Consider the following 15,647-nt stretch of genomic DNA (forward strand, 5'->3'; position numbering starts at 1 on the left):
GCCTCGCCGACTCAGTCCGCGGTCGCGGCCTCCGCCAGCGCGTCCAGCACGGGACGTATCAGCGGATGTCCCTCCGCACCACGACGTACGGCTGCGAACACGCGGCGCGTGGGAGCCACTCCATCGACCGGGCTGACGACCACATCAGTGAGGTCCATGCCGCGCAGGGCGGAGCGTGGTACGAGTGCCACGCCCATGGCGGCCGAGGCGAGCGCGACGACCGCGCGGAAGTCGTCGGAGAAGTGCTCGAGACGGGGCTGGAACCCGGCCTGCTCGCAGGCCAGGACGACCACGTCATGGCAGGGGTTGCCGGGGTAGGGGCCGATCCACGAGTCCTTGGCCAGCTCGGCGAGCGGAACCTCCTCCGCGTCCGCGAGGCGGTGGGCGACCGGCACGACCGCGTCGAAGGGCTCGGCATAGAGAGGGATGTGCGTCAGCCGGGGGTCGTCCGCGTCGGGCGCGCCGCGGTACTCGACGGCGACCGCGACATCGACCTGCCGGTCGAGGAGCATCGGCAGGCTCGCGTCGCCCTCGGCGTCCTGGACCCGGACGCGGATGCCGGGTGCGGTGCGCGCGAGCCGGGCCAACGCGGGCGCGACGACCTGCCCGATGCCGGTGGCGAAGGAGGCGAGCGTGACCGTGCCCGCCGAGCCCGCACCGTACGCCGCCAGCTCGGCCTCGGCGCGCTCCAGCTGGGCGAGCACGGCGTTGGCGTGATTCAGCAGGATCTCGCCGGCCGAGGTGAGCCGCACCCCTTTGGCGCTCCGTTCGACGAGCCGGTGCCCGGTTTCCTGCTCCAGGGCGGCAAGCTGCTGGGAGACGGCGGACGGGGTGAGGTAGAGCGCCGCGGCGGCAGCCGTCACGGTGCGGTGGTCGGCCACCGCACGAAGAATGTGGAGCCGCCGCGCTTCGATCACGCGTCCAGTTTCTCCCACGCCGCGACGAAGGAGTCCACCGCACGGTTCACATCGTCCGCCGAGTGGGCGGCCGACAGCTGGACGCGGATGCGGGCCTGGCCCTGCGGCACCACCGGGTAGGAGAAGCCGATCACGTAGACGCCTCGCTCCAGCAGCAGCTCGGCCAGGCGGGCCGCCTTCGCCGCGTCGCCGATCATCACGGGCGCGATGGCGTGGTCGCCGGGGAGGATCTCGAAGCCCTCCTCGGTCATGCGGCGGCGGAACAGGGCGGTGTTCTCGGCAAGCCGCACGCGCAGGTCGTCTGCCGACTCCAGCAGGTCGAGGACCTTCAGGGAGGTGGCGGCGATCACCGGGGCGAGGGTGTTGGAGAAGAGGTACGGGCGGGAGCGCTGGCGCAGCAGGGCGACGATCTCGGCGCGGGCCGCGACGTAGCCGCCGGAGGCGCCGCCGAGGGCCTTGCCGAGCGTGCCGGTGATGATGTCGACGCGGTCCATGACTCCGTGCAGCTCGGGGGTGCCGCGACCGCCGGGGCCGACGAAGCCGACGGCGTGGGAGTCGTCGACCATGACCATGGCGTCGTGGCGGTCGGCGAGGTCGCAGATCTCGCGCAGGGGCGCCACATAGCCGTCCATGGAGAAGACCCCGTCGGTGACGATCAGCTTGCGCCGCGCGCCCGCCGCCTCCTTCAACTGCCGTTCCAGGTCGGCCATATCACGGTTGGCGTAGCGGAGGCGGCGGGCCTTGGACAGGCGGATGCCGTCGATGATGGACGCGTGGTTGAGCGCGTCGGAGATCACCGCGTCCTCGGGGCCCAGCAGGGTTTCGAAGACGCCGCCGTTGGCGTCGAAGCAGGAGGAGTAGAGGATCGTGTCCTCCTGGCCGAGGAAGGCCGACAGGCGGGCTTCTAGTTCCTTGTGCACCTCCTGGGTGCCGCAGATGAAGCGGACGGAGGCCATGCCGTAGCCCCAGCGGTCCAGAGCCTCGTGGGCGGCGGCGACGACCTCGGGGTGGTCGGCGAGGCCGAGGTAGTTGTTGGCGCAGAAGTTGAGGACCTCGCCGGGGCGGCCGCCCGCGGTGACGTTGACGGTCGCGGACTGCGGGGTGCCGATCACGCGCTCGGGCTTGTGCAGTCCGGCGGCGCGGATCTCGTCGAGGGTGGCGCGCAGGTCGTTGCGTACGGAGTCGAACATCATCAGTCCCTAAAGAGATTCAGAGGGTCCAGTCGAGGATGACCTTGCCGCCGCGGCCGCTCGCGGCGTCGGCGAACGCCGCCTCGAAGTCGCGGTACCCGTACCGGCCGGTGATCACGGGGGTGAGGTCGAGGCCGCCTTCCAGCAGCACCGACATCGCGTACCAGGTCTCGAACATCTCACGGCCGTAGATGCCCTTGATGGTGATCATCGAGGTGACGATGCGGGCCCAGTCGACGGGGAACTCCTGGGCGGGCAGGCCGAGCATGGCGATACGGCCGCCGTGCGTCATGTTGGCGATCATGTCGCGCATGGCGTCGGGCCGGCCGGACATCTCCAGGCCGATGTCGAAGCCCTCGCGCAGACCCAGCTCCCGCTGTCCGTCGGCGATTTCCGCCTGCGACACATCCAGCGCCAGGCTCACGCCGATCTTGCGGGCCAGCTCCAGCCGCTCCTCGCTGACATCGGTGACCACGACGTTGCGGGCGCCCGCGTGCCGGGCCACCGCCGCCGCCATGAGGCCGATCGGGCCGGCACCGGTGATCAGGACGTCCTCGCCGACCAGTGGGAAGGAGAGCGCGGTGTGCACGGCGTTGCCGAACGGGTCGAAGATCGCGGCGATGTCGAGGTCGACGGGGACCCGGTGGACCCACACGTTGGCGGCGGGCAGGGCGACGTACTCGGCGAACGCACCGTCCCGGCCGACGCCGAGCCCGACCGTGGCCCGGCACAGATGACGGCGCCCGGCGAGGCAGTTGCGGCACTTGCCGCAGACCAGGTGGCCCTCACCGCTGACCCGGTCGCCGACCTTGATGTCCACGACGTCCCGGCCGGTCGCCACGACCTCGCCGACGAACTCGTGCCCGACCACCAGCGGGAGACGGATCGCCTGCTGCGCCCAGCCGTCCCAGGCGCGGATGTGCAGGTCGGTGCCGCAGATGCCGGTGCGCAGCACCTTGATCAGTACGTCGCCGGGGCCGACGGCGGGCTCTGGGACGTCCGTGAGCCACAGCCCGGACTCCGCCTTCTCCTTGACCAGTGCCTTCAACGCTGCGGCTCCCGTCGGTGAGACCCCAGGCGCGGGCATGCCGAAGCGGCCCGTACCGGGAAGAAGAGTGGCTTCGCGCAGCAATCTGCCGTACGGCTCCGTCCTCGGTCCATCGAGGTTTTCTTAAGCCGCACCGCAGTTCCGCTTCACACCCTCTGTCCCCGCACGACGTGGGCGGTCGGCTCAGGACCCGGCGGTGGCGCCCGCTGCCTGGGCTCTCGGCTGCTTCAGCCTCTGACGCGGGCGGAGGGGGCCGGGGCCGCTGCTGAGGAGGATGGGCAGAAGACGGTCTCCACGGCGTTGAACATGGCTCGGCCCGGCCCGGTGGTGTCCTTGCCGCTCAGGGTGGCCGACATCGCGAGCTGGCGGCGGCCGTCTGCTGAGTAGAAGGTCATGGTGAAGTAGCCGGCGGTGGTCCCGCCCCATATCCAGCCCTCGAGTTCGCCGCCGCAAAAGCCGGGGCCGCTGCCCTGGGGCGGGTCATTGGGCAGCGGGTCGGTCAGGACTCGCTGGAGTGCCGGCGGCAGCAGTTTGCCCTGGGTGAACGCCCGGTAGAAGGCGCTCACGTCGTGCGTGGTGGAGACCACCCCTCCGGCCCCCGAGCCGAAGCTGGCGTTGAACCGGTCCACGTCACGCAGCCTGCCGTTGGCGTCGGGGTAGTAGCCGTGGCCGTGCGGCCCCTTGATGCCATCCGGCGGCTTGACGAGAAAGTAGGTCTTGGTCATCCCGAGCGGGCCGAACAGGCGGTTGTGCAGCTCGGTGGCCAGGTCGTGGCCGGTCAACCTCTCGATGATCAGGCCGAGGAGGGTGTAATTGGTGTTGGAATAGGAGAACTTCTCCCCCGGCTTCCCGGTCCGGGGCCGGCTGCGGCTCCACTTCACCAGATCGAGCGGCCGGTAGTAGGTCGTGAAGTCGAACGGGTCGAACGAGAGGTCTCCCTCGCTCCCGTCCGGTTTCGGCTTGTCGGCGTACCAGTCGGGAATGCCGGAGGTATGCCGGAGCATCTGCCGTACCGTGATCTCGTCGGCCCGCTCCACCAGATCCTTCTTGGCCACCACCGGCAGCAGGTCGCCGAGCTTGTCATCCACGCCCAACCTGCCCTCCTTGACCAGTTGCAGCACCACGGTGGCCACCATCTGCTTGGTCTGTGACCCGATCCGGAAGCGAGCGTTCGCGGGTATCCTCCCGCCCCTGCCGCCCAGCAACCGGGAGCCCGCGCTGCCCAGCCCGACGGGTCTCCCGTCGACGTAGGCCCCGCCGAGGGCCCCCACAACCCCAGGAATCCCGGCCAGTTCCTCCATCGCCTTCTGCACGTTCCCGACCCGCGCCGGGGAGGCGGTGGCAGGCCCGGCGGGGGCCATCATCAGCACGGCGATACCGGCGGCCAGACCGGCCCTCCTCAGCGGCTGACGAACGTTCTGATATGACACGACGCGCTCCATTTCGTGATCACCTTCGGAAGCCCGGGCGCCCATGCCCTCGGCACGGACCGCTGTGGGTCCGTGCCTCCACTGAAGACGGAGGACTGTTGCGGCGGCGTATGCGTTTTTCGATACGCCCGCGACAGCCGCAATCCCCGGCATCCCGGCATCAACGAACCGGCGCACGCCGGCTTTCAGACGACCATGACCCGGCGTCCGCGTGTGTGACCGGCCTGGCTGTCGATGTGCGCCGCCTCGGCCTCGGCGAGCGTGTACGACTTCTCGACCGGGATGTGGAGCCTTCCCCGCGAGATGAGGCCGACGGCCTCGGCGAGCGCTTCCGGCACGCTCCCGGCCACGCCGGAGAATCGGACACCGAGCTCCGGCGCATCGAGATCGGCGATGGAGATCACCTTCTGCGGGTCCCCGGTCAGCTCGACGAGCTCGCGGATCACGCCCGAGCCGGCCAGGTCGAGAGCCGCGTCGACGTGGCCGAGCTGCCGCACCCGCTCGACCCAGCCCTCGCCGTACGTCGTGGCGACGGCTCCCAGGCTGCGCAGATAGTCCTGGTTCGCGGCCCCAGCCGTGCCGATCACCGTGATGCCGCGGTCGCGGGCGATCTGCAGCACCGCCGATCCGACTCCCCCGGACGCGCCGCTGACCAGCAGTGTCTGCCCGGACCGCACACCGACCTGGTGGATGATGCGCAGCGCGGTCTCCACCACGGAGGGGTATCCGGCCGCCTCTTCGAACGTCAGACCCTCGGGCATGCGGGCCCAGGCCGACAGCACGGCGAACTCGGCATAAGTGCTCGAGCCTTCACCGAACACGTGGTCGCCGACCTCGACCCCTTCGACGCCCTCGCCGACCTCGTCCACCACCCCGGAGGCGTCCAGCCCGACTCCGGAGGGCAACTCGATCGGATGGGCCTGCAGGACCTGGCCTTCACGGATCCTCCAGTCGACGGGGTTCACGCCCGCCGCCCGCACGGCGATGCGTATCTGACCGGGGCCCGCGTGGGGCTCCTCGGCGTCGATGAGTTGTAGGACGTCCGGACCGCCGAACTCGGCGAAGCTCACTGCCTTCATGCGGCCGACCATAGCACTAACGGTTAGCTTTAAAAAACCGTTTTGATTTTGTATCTGGTAGCGTTAGGGCATGACCGTGCCGTCCGGACGCCGTGAGCGCAAGAAGGCCGCGACCCGCCAGAAGATCGCTGACACCGCCCTGCGACTCTTCCTGGAGCGCGGGTACGACGCGGTGGGCATCCGTGACGTGGCCGCTGAGGCCGACGTGGCCGTCACCACGCTCTTCTCCCACTTCGCCTCGAAAGAGGCCCTGGTGTTCGAGCAGGACCAAGACTTCGAGCAACGCCTCACGCAGGCGGTCACCGGCCGGGCGCCGCACGAGCCGCTCATCCCCGCGCTGCGCCGCGAGATCCAGGCCCTCGTACGACATTGCACGGCGGACAACGCCGCCCCGATCTGGCGCATGATCGACGAATCACCTGCCCTGCGGGAGTACGAGGAGTCGATGAGGCTGCGCCATGCAGAGTCACTGGCAACGGCCATCGCCGCCGATCCCGACCTGTCACAGACCACAACGGCCTGCCGGACGATCGCGAGGTTCGTGATCGACGCCTATTCGCTGGCCCGTGAGGCGGCCGATCCGGAGGCCGCCGTGGACGAGATCTTCCCGATGATCGAGGCGGCCTGGGAGGTCACCAACCTCTCCAGAAACCCCACCGCCACGGCCGGACCGTAGTTCCGGGACGCGCCGCGGTCACCGACCCGAACGGCCCGTCCGGCGGCATCGCCGCCGGACACCGGGTCTTGGCCGAGGGTCCGCTCAGCTGGACTGCCGGCCGGTGCTTCCGCGCGGTGGTGGCGGCACCGGCCGGTCAGGGAGGCGCGTCAGGTGGCGAGGGTGGCCACCGGCTCCACGTCGTAGGTGCGGGCGTAGCCGTTCTCGGTCCCCACGAGCAGGTCCACAACGGTGAAGTAGCGGTCCCAGAAGGGGGTTTCGCGCAGCGCGTCGATCAGCAGCCGGTAGGCGTCATGGTCGTCCGCCTCCCAGACCCAGATGTCGGTGACCCGCGCCGAGTAGAACTCCGTGTCGTAGAAGCGGGAGCGGACGCCGCGGGTACGGGCCTCGATCACCGGGACGACTTGGGTGGTGAAGGCTTGGACGCGTTCGGCCACGGTCATCGCCAGCCACTCGGGCGTGGTCTTGACCAGCATGAACGCGGTGACCGGCGACTCGGTTCGGTCAGTGGGCATCGACTGCCTCCGATGTGGCGAGGACGGCGGGCTTGAGGGTCTGCGCGCACCACTGCGCGAATCCGGTGGCCGGGCCCGCCTGCGGCGAGCGGTCGACGCCCGCGTCCAGGCCCTGGTCCTTGGCGCGCTTCATGTCGACCATGCCCTCGACGAACGCCTCGTTGAGGCCGTAGCCGAGCATGGTGGACCGCAGCTCGTCGAGCGGCTGGCGCTGGTAGCGGACCGGACGGCCCAGCTCCTCGGTCATGATGCGGGCCAGGTCGTTGGGCGACAGGTCCTCCGGGCCGAGTATCGGAACACTGCCGGCGCCGGTCCAGGAGCGGTCCAGCAGCAGCCCGGCCGCCGTCGCGGCGATGTCGGCGACGGCCACCAGCGGGGCCGGACGGTCCGCGGCGACGGTGTCGGTGAAGACGCCGTCCTCGCGGATCGAGTCGGCCTCCTCCAGCAGGTTCTCGAAGAAGGACGGGTTGGCCAGGGCGCGGTAGGCGACGCCGGAGTCGGCGATCAGGTCGTCCATGGCCAGAGAGGCGGTGACCAGTCCGGCCTGGGCGGCCTGCGGGGTGCCGCGGCCGAGCGCCGAGACGCCGACGACATGGCCGACGCCGTGAGCGGCGAACGCCTTCGCGGCCGGGCGGGTGAAGCCGCTGTACGCCTCGTCGGGCGTGACCGAGGCGTCCGGCGGCACCAGCCAGAAAACGGCGTCGGCCCCGGTGAAGGCGCGTTCGACGGTCGCGGCGTCGCCGTGCGAGCCGGTGACCACCTCGACCCGTCCGCGCACGGCCTCGGGGAGCCGGGCAGGATCGCGAACCACGACGCGCAACTCCTCTCCGCGTGCGGGCGCGGCCTCGACCAGCAGGGACAGTAGCCGCCGGCCGATGTTCCCGGTGGGGGCGGTGATGACGATCATGAAAACCTCGCGGTCTGTGTCGGATCGGTACAACCCCTTGATCGTGCAGACCCGGTCCGCATTGCCACAATGGGAACTTCAGCATCCAATCATTGCCCGAAACGGAATAATGCCGGTGAGCAGCCCAGCCCCGAACCTCGACGCCAACCTCGCCGTCGCCCTCGACGCCCTGCTGACCGAGCAGAGCGTCACCCGTGCCGCCGCGCGGCTGCACACCTCCCCCGCGGCGATGAGCCGCACCCTGGCCCGGCTGCGCCGGGTGCTCCAGGATCCGCTACTGGTGCGGGCAGGACAGGCGATGGTGCCCACACCCCGCGCCGAGGCGCTGCGGGACGAGGCCGCCGCGGTGGTGCGCCGGCTGGAGGAATTGCTCACCCCGAGCGGCGGGGTCGACCCCGCCGCACTGCGGCGCACCTTCACCGTCCAGGCCGCGGACCTGGTCGGCGCGGCGCTGGCACCGGGTCTGCTCGGGCTGGCCCGGCGGCAGGCGCCGGGAGTCTCGCTGCGGGTGCTGGCCGAGGAGTGGGAGGCGGGCCCCGCGCTGCGCGAGGGCCGGATCGATCTGGAGATCGGGGCCATCGACCATGTCGACCCGGAGACCCGGGTCGAAGAGCTGATCACGCTGCGGATGGCGGCCGGCGTCAGGGCGGGGCACCCGCTCGCCGAAGGGACCCTGACGCCGGCCAGGCTGGCCGCGGCCGAGCACGTGGCGGCCAGCCGCCGGGGCCGCTTCACCGGCCCGCTGGACGCGGCCCTGGCCGAGCAAGGGCTCAGCCGGCGGGTCAGCGCCGTCCTGCCCGGACATCTGGCGGCGATGGCGCTGGCCGCGGTCGGCGACGTGGTCTGCCTGGTGCCGACCGCGCTGCCGGGCGAGCCTGCTTCACCACTCAGCGACGCGGCGCACGCGCTGGGACTGCGCCTGCTGGAAATCCCGCTGCCGCTGCCACCACTGACGATCGGCATGGCCTGGCACCCGCGCCACACCGCCGACGGCGCCCACCAGTGGCTGCGTGGCGCCGTACGCCGGGTACTCCGTCCGGCCCGGGAGTCGGCACCCGGCTGAACGTCCCGGACACCCGCGCCAACGCCTCGCGCGACGGATCGCCTTCGGTATCGCCTAGGAGCACATCAACTTCCTGGGCCGCCACGCCTTCACCCGCGCCGACTCGGGCGCCGGCTTGCGGCCCTTCCACGACCCGGCCCAAGAAGCGGCCTCGGCAGGAGCTGAGCGTTACGCCGGCGGCCGGGTGAGTTTGGCGGCCACGGCGTCGAGGACCCAATCCAGGCCGGTCGCGAAGGATGCCTCGGCGTCCACCTCTGTGCCGTCGTACACGGCCTTGGCCAGCGCCGGGAAGCGGCCCGTGGCCAACATTTTCGTCACGTACGGGCCGGAGGCGCGCTGCCAGTCGCGTTTGGACAGGCCCGTGGCGCGCTCGGCCCGCAGGTTCGCGATCTCGCGCCTGATCGCACCGGTGAAGTAGGCGCTGACAGTCTCCACGGCGCGCATGACGGTGTCGAGGTCGGCGAGGCCGTCGAGGGCGGCCAGCTTGGCCTCGGTCACGGCGAGGCCGTTCGGGCCCAGGGACGGGCGGCCACCGAGCAGGTCGGCCAGCCATTCGTGACGGAGAGCGGTCTGCCTGGTGCGGTGGGCGAGGACGCGCAGTGCCTCCCGCCAGTCACCGGGCTGCTGCTCGGGGAGAATCTCGGCGTGGACCTCGTCCACCATGAGGTCGAACAGCTCCTCCTTGGTGGAGATGTATCCGTACAGCCGCATCGGGCCGGCGTCCAGCCGGGCGGCGACTTTGCGCAACGACACCGCCTCCAGCCCGCCCTCGTCGGCCAGCGCGATGGCGGCGGCGACGATCCGCTCCCGGTCGAGGGGCACGGGGCGAGTCGGCGGCTCAGGCCGGTCCCACACAGTCATGGTCACACTGTACTGTTGCGATACATCGTCATGAAACAATACAGTGTATCGACATGAGACATCGCATCGCGGTGGTCGGGAGCGGTCCCGGCGGCCTTACCTTCGCCCGCGTCCTGCACCGCCATGATTACCCCGTCACCGTCCTCGAGCGCGATCCCACCCCCGACGCCCGCCCCCCGGGCGGCACGCTTGACCTGCACAAAGGGCTGGGTCAGCTCGCGCTGGACAAGGCGGGGCTGCTGGCGGAGTTCCAGGTGCTGTCTCGTCCCGAGGGGCAGGCCATGCGCATCCTGGACACGGCCGGGACCGTACTGCGCGACTGGCGGCCCCGCCCAGATGACCTGGCCAATCCCGAGATCGACCGCGGGCAACTCCGTGACCTGCTGCTCGGCCCTCTCGACGTCCGGTGGGGGCGGGGCGTGACCCAGGTGGTGCCGGGAACCCGGGATGGCGTACTGGTCCATTTCGCGGACGGGCGACAGGAGACGTTCGACCTCGTAGTCGGCGCGGACGGCGCCTGGTCCCGGGTCCGCCCGGCAGTCTCGTCCGCGACGCCGCACTACACCGGCATCACCGTGGTCGAGACCTCCCTGGACGACGTCGACACCCGCCACCCCGACCTCGCCCGGTTGATCGGCGACGGTTCCGTGGCCGTGTACGGCGTGAACCGAACTCTCGTCGCCCAGCGCAACAGCGGCGGCCACGTCAAGGTGTACGCCCGGTTCCGCGCGCCGCTGGACTGGCACACGAACCTGGACCTGGCCGACGTCGAGGCCGTGCGATCGAGTCTGCTGGCTCTGTTCGACGGCTGGGCCGCTCCCGTCCTCGACCTCCTCCACCACGGCACAGCTTTCGTCCACCGCCCCCTCTACGTCCTGCCCGTGGCCCACACCTGGACCCACGTCTTCGGGGTGACGCTGCTGGGCGACGCCGCCCATCTGATGCCCCCATTGGGGGTGGGCGCGAACCTCGCGATGCTGGAAGGCGCCGAACTCGCCGAGTCCATCGCCACCGGCCCTGGAGATCTGGACAAGGCCGTCCGCGCCTTCGAGGAACAGATGTGGGCACGGGCCGGCAGGTGGGCGAAGATCACGATGGCCGGTCTGGAACGCCTCGTGAGCCCGGACCCGGCCGAAGCCCTCGCCCACTTCGACCAAGTCCAGGCATCCTGACCGCCAAGCGCGAGAGCGTAAACGCTAACTGAGATCCCTCACAGCTGAACGCCGACGCGGTGATGGCCGACTGGGGCCTGAGACCGTAGCTGCTCGACGTACGCGTCTTGTGGACGACGCCGGCCGAGACCTTGACGCTGGCGGCGTCCGCAGCCGACGCCGCCGTCCTGAACGCGCATGGCCGTACGGCCCGGATCCTGGACTGCGGCGTCGGCGAGTGGGCGGCCGACGGCCCGCCCACCGCGAGCGCCGAACCGACGCCCAGATCAGCCGTTACCGCCGACAGCACAGATCACTCGATCAACGGCTCCTGCCAGTCCCACGGGCGCCGCTGCGGTAGTCAACACGCAAAGTCACCGCGATCACGCACAGCTACGCGGCTCATCGCATGTTCCCGAGTCCCGGGCTGTTAACGGTGCCCGGACGGGCCGGAACCTTCCGTGCGGCCGATCAGCCTCGCGCGCGACGGGTGCCGTTCGCTACCTCCGAAATCCGGTCCGATCCAGATTCGGCGAGCCAGGACAACAGCGCAGACGGAGCGCCCGAGGGCCAGCGCCGAGCGAGTGGTTGATAACAGTCATTCTCATCCACCCAACAGGGGCGGCTCGATTGAGTTTCAGATAACACGAAACATGTTTCGAGTATCGCTAAACGAATGTCTGCTAGCGTCGCCGCCATGACTGACGCCTCAACCGGTGCCGCAGAGTCCACGCCGGACCGCGACGGCGCGATCGGCTCCTCCCCCGCTCCCCCGCTCGGTTCGGGCGTTCGGCAGGAGGACGCCGGCGCGGCGAGCCGGGAACCGCAGGAGGCGGCCCCGCACGGGCGGTGCCAGGTGTGCCGGTCGGCGCTGCCCGAGCCGGTTCGCCGTCCCGACGGCCGTTACAAGGGCGGCCGGCGCCGCATGTACTGCCCGCCGCCCAAGGACTGCAAGGAGCGCGCCCAGGCGATGCGCGACGCGCGCCTCGCCGAGGCGCTCAGCGATCCGTTGCGACTGGTGGTGGCGGTGGCCGAGGAGGCCGTCCCGGCGATGACCGAGACCCAGGCGGTCCTGGCCAAGGCCATCGAGGGGTTCGCGGCCATCACCGGCGTCACGACCGCGCAGGTCGCCGAGGCCAAAGCCGAGGTGGAGGCCGCCCGCCAGGAGGCCGAGGCCGCGCGCCGCCGCGCCGATCAGGCCGAGGAACGGGCCGCCCAGGCGGAGGCCCGTAGTGACCAGGACCGGACGGCACGCGCCGACGCCGAACAGGCGGCCGCCCAGGCGCGTACGGAGGCCGCGCAGACGAAACAGCAGGCGGCCGAGACGATCGCCGCCCACCGGCAGGCCGCGGTGAACGCCGAACGCGCGGCCGCGCTGGCCCGCCAGGCCGAACAGTCCCTGGCCGTGCGCCTGGAGGCGGCCACCGACGACCTGGAGGAGGAACGACAGGCCCGCGAGCAGCTCACCACCCGGCTGGCCCAGTGCCACGCCGAGCTGGCCGCGGCGCAGGCCGCCACCCAGGCCGCCCAGAGCGACGCACAGGCCGCCCGGCAGCGCGCCGAGACCGCCGAACGCCAGGCCGCCGAGGCCCAGCAGAAGGCCGCGGCGACGGCCGCGCTCGCCGACCGCGCCGAGCGCGACGGCCAGGCCCTCGCACTGCAGGTCGAGGAGCTACGGCGGGAGGCCGAACACGCCCGTGCCGAGGTCCATCGCCTGGCGGCCGAGAGCCAGGCACTGCGCGATGACCGGGACGCCGCCCGGGCCGACGCCGCCGCCCAGCGCGAGCGCGCGGCCCAAGCCGAGCTGCAGGCCCGGGCCGCGCGCGAAGAACTGGCCGCACGCGATCGGCTCATCGCCGACGGCGGGACCTCATCGACGGACGAGTCGAACCCTGAGGACCCCGGCTCCCCCAGCGCCGGCGACGAAGCGACTCGGGGCTAGGTCCGCCACGAACGTAGCGCGTCCAGCCGCGACCGCAGCTCCTGAGTCCGGTGCGAGCACCGGGCGTACCCGATGCGGATGTCCGGCCGCCGGGGTGTCCGTCTCGACGGCGGCCGGCGGCGGGGTGCCGGGCCGCCAGGGCTGTCCGGGGCCGCGGTCGGCCGGGGTGGTCACCCGCAGCAGCTTGGCCAGGCAGCGCGGGCAGGCGTGGCGCTCGACGTCGTCGGCGTCGTTTGTGAGAGTCCGGAGCCGCCGTGTCGCTGGTGCCCGGTAGATAGCAGGGTGTCCGAGTATCGGCTGCGCTGTTCCAACGGCTTGTGCGCGGTGGTGAGGAAGTCCAGGACGAGGGGGCTGGCGTGGGTGCGGAACTCCTCGAAGTAGGCGTGCCGGGCTTCGGGGATCAGGTGGAGTCGGGCGTTGGGGATGCGGTCGGTGAGCAGGGGTGCGTTGGCGGTGGGGTTGAGCAGATCGTCGCTTCCGTGGACGACCAGGGTGGGGGCGCTGATGTCCGGCAGGAGGTCCCAGGCGTTGTGCTGGTTGCTGGCCGCGAGGTGGTGGCGCCGGGAGTGGGCAGGCATGCGAGGGTCGCCGAGGGTGTGGTGCGGGCCGGGATGGGAGGTGAGCCATCGAGGGGTGTGCATCAGCTCCAGCAGGGCCTGTCGCGCGGCTCCAGGCTGAGGTTGCGTCAGGGCTCGGCGGACGTCGTTGCCGCGTTCGACGCTGTGCGGGCCGCCGGGTGAGGTGCAGCCGAGAACCAGGGCGCCTACCCGCTGAGGGTGGCGGGCCGCGAGCTGCTGGGCCACCCGTCCGCCCATGGACGTGCCGTAGACGTCGGCCCGGTCGATGCCGAGTTTGTCGAGGACGGCGATGACGTCCTGGGCGAACAGTTCGGTGCTGTAGGGGGCGTCGGGCTTGTCGCTGTCGCCGGTGCCGCGGTAGTCGAGCGTGAGGGTGCTGCGAGCGGGATGGAAGTCGGCACGAACCGCATCCCACCAGTGGTGGTTGTTGGCCTGGCCCGCCAGCAGGACCAGCGGCGCCCCCTGGCCCTGGAGCTGGTAGGCGATGCGGGTTCCGTCCGGTGTCATGGCGTACGTCATCGACTTCCTCGCTCCCGTGCCGGCCCGGCCCTCAGACACCTGCTGCCACCGCGGCGCCCAGCCCCAGCAGGACGACGCCGGTGGTCACGCTGATTCCCCGCAGGACGGTCGGCTGCGATACCAGGGCGCGCCCTCGGCCGACGGCCCAGGTGAGCAACATGTACCAGGAGGCGCTGACGAGTGCCCAAAGGGCTCCCAGGGCGACGGTCGACAGGAACACCGGGCCTTTCGCGGTCACGAACTGGGGCAGTACCGAGACGGCGAACACGCCCGCCTTGGGGTTGCCGAGGTTGGTGCTCAGGCCGGTGAGATATCCGCCCGCGAATCCAGTGCGGCGCCCGCCCTCGCCGGGCGGGCGGGTGGAGACGGTGGTGAGCGCGGTCCGTAGCGTCTTCACCCCAAGGATCATCAGCACGATGCCGCCTGCGATCCGGAGCACCGCGTACGCGGTGGGGCTGGCCAGCAGGACGGTGGACAGCCCGGCCGCGGCGGCCGTGGACCACAGCAGGAAGCCGCTGGCATTGCCCGCGAGCGTGCCTCGGAGCGTACGTTGGCCGCCTTCCAGAACCTGCCGGATCATCAGGGCTTGACTCGCGCCTGGCAGCATCGCCAGCAGCAAGGTGGTGGCGATGAAAACGGGCACATGCGTGGGCATGGGAAAAGTACCCCTTCCGGGGATTGCGGCCGATGGGTGTCCCACCAGGCTTCCTGTCCCGCGCTCCTAAGAGAAGTTAAAAGAGAAGGGTGCAGCGTTAGGATTAGTGAATGGTGGTGGATCCGGGACAGCTGCGGCTTCTCGCGTTGATCGAGCGGCACGGCTCCCTGACGGCGGCGGCTCACGCACTCCAACTCACGCCCGCGGCGGTCACCCAGCAGGTGGCCAAGGCCGAGCGCGACTGGCAGGTGCCGCTGGTCATCCGTGGTCCTCGCGGAGCAACGCTCACCGCAGCCGGTGCGCTGCTGGCCTCCCACGGTCGAACTGTGGAGGAGGCATCGGACAGGGCCGAGGCGGAACTGGCCGCACTGCTCGGCCACCTCTCGCTCCGTCTGCGGATCGGGACGTTCCAGGCGGCTGCCCTGCACCTGCTGCCACCGGCCCTGACGGCGCTGCGCCACCGCCATCCGGACGCTGACGTCTCGGTCGTAGATGTGGTGTCCGGACGCGGAGCGGACGAGATCAGCGCGGGGCGCCTGGACGTGGCCATCGTCGCGTCCTGGGGCACGCCGCTCGCGCCGCCCCCACATGTACGCGCCCACTCGCTCCTGTTGGACCCGATGGTCGTGGTTCTCCCCGATGACCATCCGCTGGCCACCGGGCAGCCCGCGGACACCGAACTTCACCTGGAACAACTGCGCGACGAATCGTGGGTTTCCATCCTGGCCGGCCATGCCGCCCGCGGACAGTTCCACGACGCTGCCCGCGAGGCCGGCTTCACTCCCACCGTGCGGTTCGAGACCGAGTCCTACGACGTCGCCCAGGCCCTCGTCGGCACAGGCATCGCAGTGGCCCTGGTCTCGCGCCTGGCCCTGACCCATGCGCCTGGCACCACCCATCGCGAACTGGCCCACCCCAGGCCCTACCGCCAGCTCTACGCCGTGACCAAATCCGACGCCAGCCTCACGCCACTCGCAGACATGCTCATCGACCTCCTACGTGATGTCGCCCGCGACATCACCGCCACCTGGACGATCGAAAGCTCGCGTTCGACAAGTCCTCCACGATCGAGGTGAAGGGCGTCCGCTCGGTCGGCTGGCTCGGCACCCTGGTCTG

General features: G+C 70.9%; 15 protein-coding genes. 5 read left to right on the plus strand and 10 right to left on the minus strand.

All coding sequences use genetic code 11. The annotated features are described in order from the left end of the window. Window positions 1-11: 11 nt before the first annotated feature. From ACYVF7_RS28470 to ACYVF7_RS28490, 5 genes are all read right to left on the minus strand, one after another. Window positions 12-917 (minus strand): LysR family transcriptional regulator, encoded by a 906-nt coding sequence (locus ACYVF7_RS28470; protein WP_460346793.1) that lies wholly within the window; start codon window positions 915-917, stop codon window positions 12-14. Continuing rightward, on the minus strand, window positions 914-2,107 hold the full coding sequence (locus ACYVF7_RS28475) for a glycine C-acetyltransferase (protein WP_460358157.1): 1,194 nt from the start codon (window positions 2,105-2,107) through the stop codon (window positions 914-916). Before ACYVF7_RS28475 ends, ACYVF7_RS28470 begins: the two co-directional genes overlap by 4 nt. Before the next feature lie 19 nt (window positions 2,108-2,126). Beyond that, the gene (tdh, locus tag ACYVF7_RS28480; protein WP_460346795.1) at window positions 2,127-3,155 is read right to left on the minus strand and encodes an L-threonine 3-dehydrogenase; all 1,029 of its coding nucleotides are present in this window, start codon (window positions 3,153-3,155) and stop codon (window positions 2,127-2,129) included. A 227-nt stretch (window positions 3,156-3,382) separates the two neighbouring features. Beyond that, a complete protein-coding gene (locus ACYVF7_RS28485; RefSeq protein ID WP_460346797.1) occupies window positions 3,383-4,585 on the minus strand; it encodes a serine hydrolase domain-containing protein in 1,203 nt (400 codons plus the stop codon). A 185-nt stretch (window positions 4,586-4,770) separates the two neighbouring features. Then, a complete protein-coding gene (locus ACYVF7_RS28490; protein ID WP_460346799.1) occupies window positions 4,771-5,664 on the minus strand; it encodes an NADP-dependent oxidoreductase in 894 nt (297 codons plus the stop codon). A gap of 70 nt (window positions 5,665-5,734) precedes the next feature. Between ACYVF7_RS28490 and ACYVF7_RS28495 the strand changes: the two genes are divergently transcribed. Beyond that, window positions 5,735-6,340, plus strand: a complete 606-nt coding sequence (locus tag ACYVF7_RS28495) for a TetR/AcrR family transcriptional regulator (RefSeq protein ID WP_460346801.1) — start codon at window positions 5,735-5,737, stop codon at window positions 6,338-6,340. A gap of 149 nt (window positions 6,341-6,489) precedes the next feature. Here the strand turns inward: ACYVF7_RS28495 and ACYVF7_RS28500 are convergent, their stop codons facing one another. Further along, window positions 6,490-6,855 carry a darcynin family protein gene (locus tag ACYVF7_RS28500; RefSeq protein WP_460346803.1) on the minus strand — a complete coding sequence of 122 codons (366 nt, stop codon included), beginning with the start codon at window positions 6,853-6,855 and terminating at the stop codon, window positions 6,490-6,492. Next, window positions 6,845-7,762 (minus strand): NAD(P)H-binding protein, encoded by a 918-nt coding sequence (locus tag ACYVF7_RS28505; protein WP_460346805.1) that lies wholly within the window; start codon window positions 7,760-7,762, stop codon window positions 6,845-6,847. Before ACYVF7_RS28505 ends, ACYVF7_RS28500 begins: the two co-directional genes overlap by 11 nt. 115 nt (window positions 7,763-7,877) lie before the next feature. Here ACYVF7_RS28505 and ACYVF7_RS28510 point away from each other — a divergent pair, with 115 nt between their 5' ends. Continuing rightward, window positions 7,878-8,825, plus strand: a complete 948-nt coding sequence (locus ACYVF7_RS28510; RefSeq protein WP_460346807.1) for a LysR family transcriptional regulator — start codon at window positions 7,878-7,880, stop codon at window positions 8,823-8,825. A 168-nt stretch (window positions 8,826-8,993) separates the two neighbouring features. On the opposite strand, the gene ACYVF7_RS28515 is transcribed toward ACYVF7_RS28510, so the two are convergent. Next, entirely contained in the window at window positions 8,994-9,686 is a 693-nt protein-coding gene (locus tag ACYVF7_RS28515; RefSeq protein ID WP_460346809.1) for a TetR/AcrR family transcriptional regulator, read from the minus strand. Between the two features lie 53 nt (window positions 9,687-9,739). Here ACYVF7_RS28515 and ACYVF7_RS28520 point away from each other — a divergent pair, with 53 nt between their 5' ends. Then, the gene (locus ACYVF7_RS28520; protein ID WP_460346811.1) at window positions 9,740-10,858 is read left to right on the plus strand and encodes an FAD-dependent oxidoreductase; all 1,119 of its coding nucleotides are present in this window, start codon (window positions 9,740-9,742) and stop codon (window positions 10,856-10,858) included. Window positions 10,859-11,534: 676 nt separating this feature from the next. Then, complete coding sequence (locus ACYVF7_RS28525) at window positions 11,535-12,779, plus strand: hypothetical protein (RefSeq protein WP_460346813.1); 1,245 nt, start codon at window positions 11,535-11,537, stop codon at window positions 12,777-12,779. Window positions 12,780-12,949: 170 nt separating this feature from the next. Here the strand turns inward: ACYVF7_RS28525 and ACYVF7_RS28530 are convergent, their stop codons facing one another. Beyond that, window positions 12,950-13,876 carry an alpha/beta fold hydrolase gene (locus ACYVF7_RS28530; protein WP_460346816.1) on the minus strand — a complete coding sequence of 309 codons (927 nt, stop codon included), beginning with the start codon at window positions 13,874-13,876 and terminating at the stop codon, window positions 12,950-12,952. A 31-nt stretch (window positions 13,877-13,907) separates the two neighbouring features. After that, on the minus strand, window positions 13,908-14,531 hold the full coding sequence (locus tag ACYVF7_RS28535; RefSeq protein WP_460346818.1) for a LysE family translocator: 624 nt from the start codon (window positions 14,529-14,531) through the stop codon (window positions 13,908-13,910). 110 nt (window positions 14,532-14,641) lie between these two features. Between ACYVF7_RS28535 and ACYVF7_RS28540 the strand changes: the two genes are divergently transcribed. Then, complete coding sequence (locus tag ACYVF7_RS28540) at window positions 14,642-15,607, plus strand: LysR family transcriptional regulator (protein WP_460346820.1); 966 nt, start codon at window positions 14,642-14,644, stop codon at window positions 15,605-15,607. Window positions 15,608-15,647 lie beyond the last annotated feature (40 nt).

It is taken from the genome of Actinoallomurus acanthiterrae (assembly GCF_054775715.1).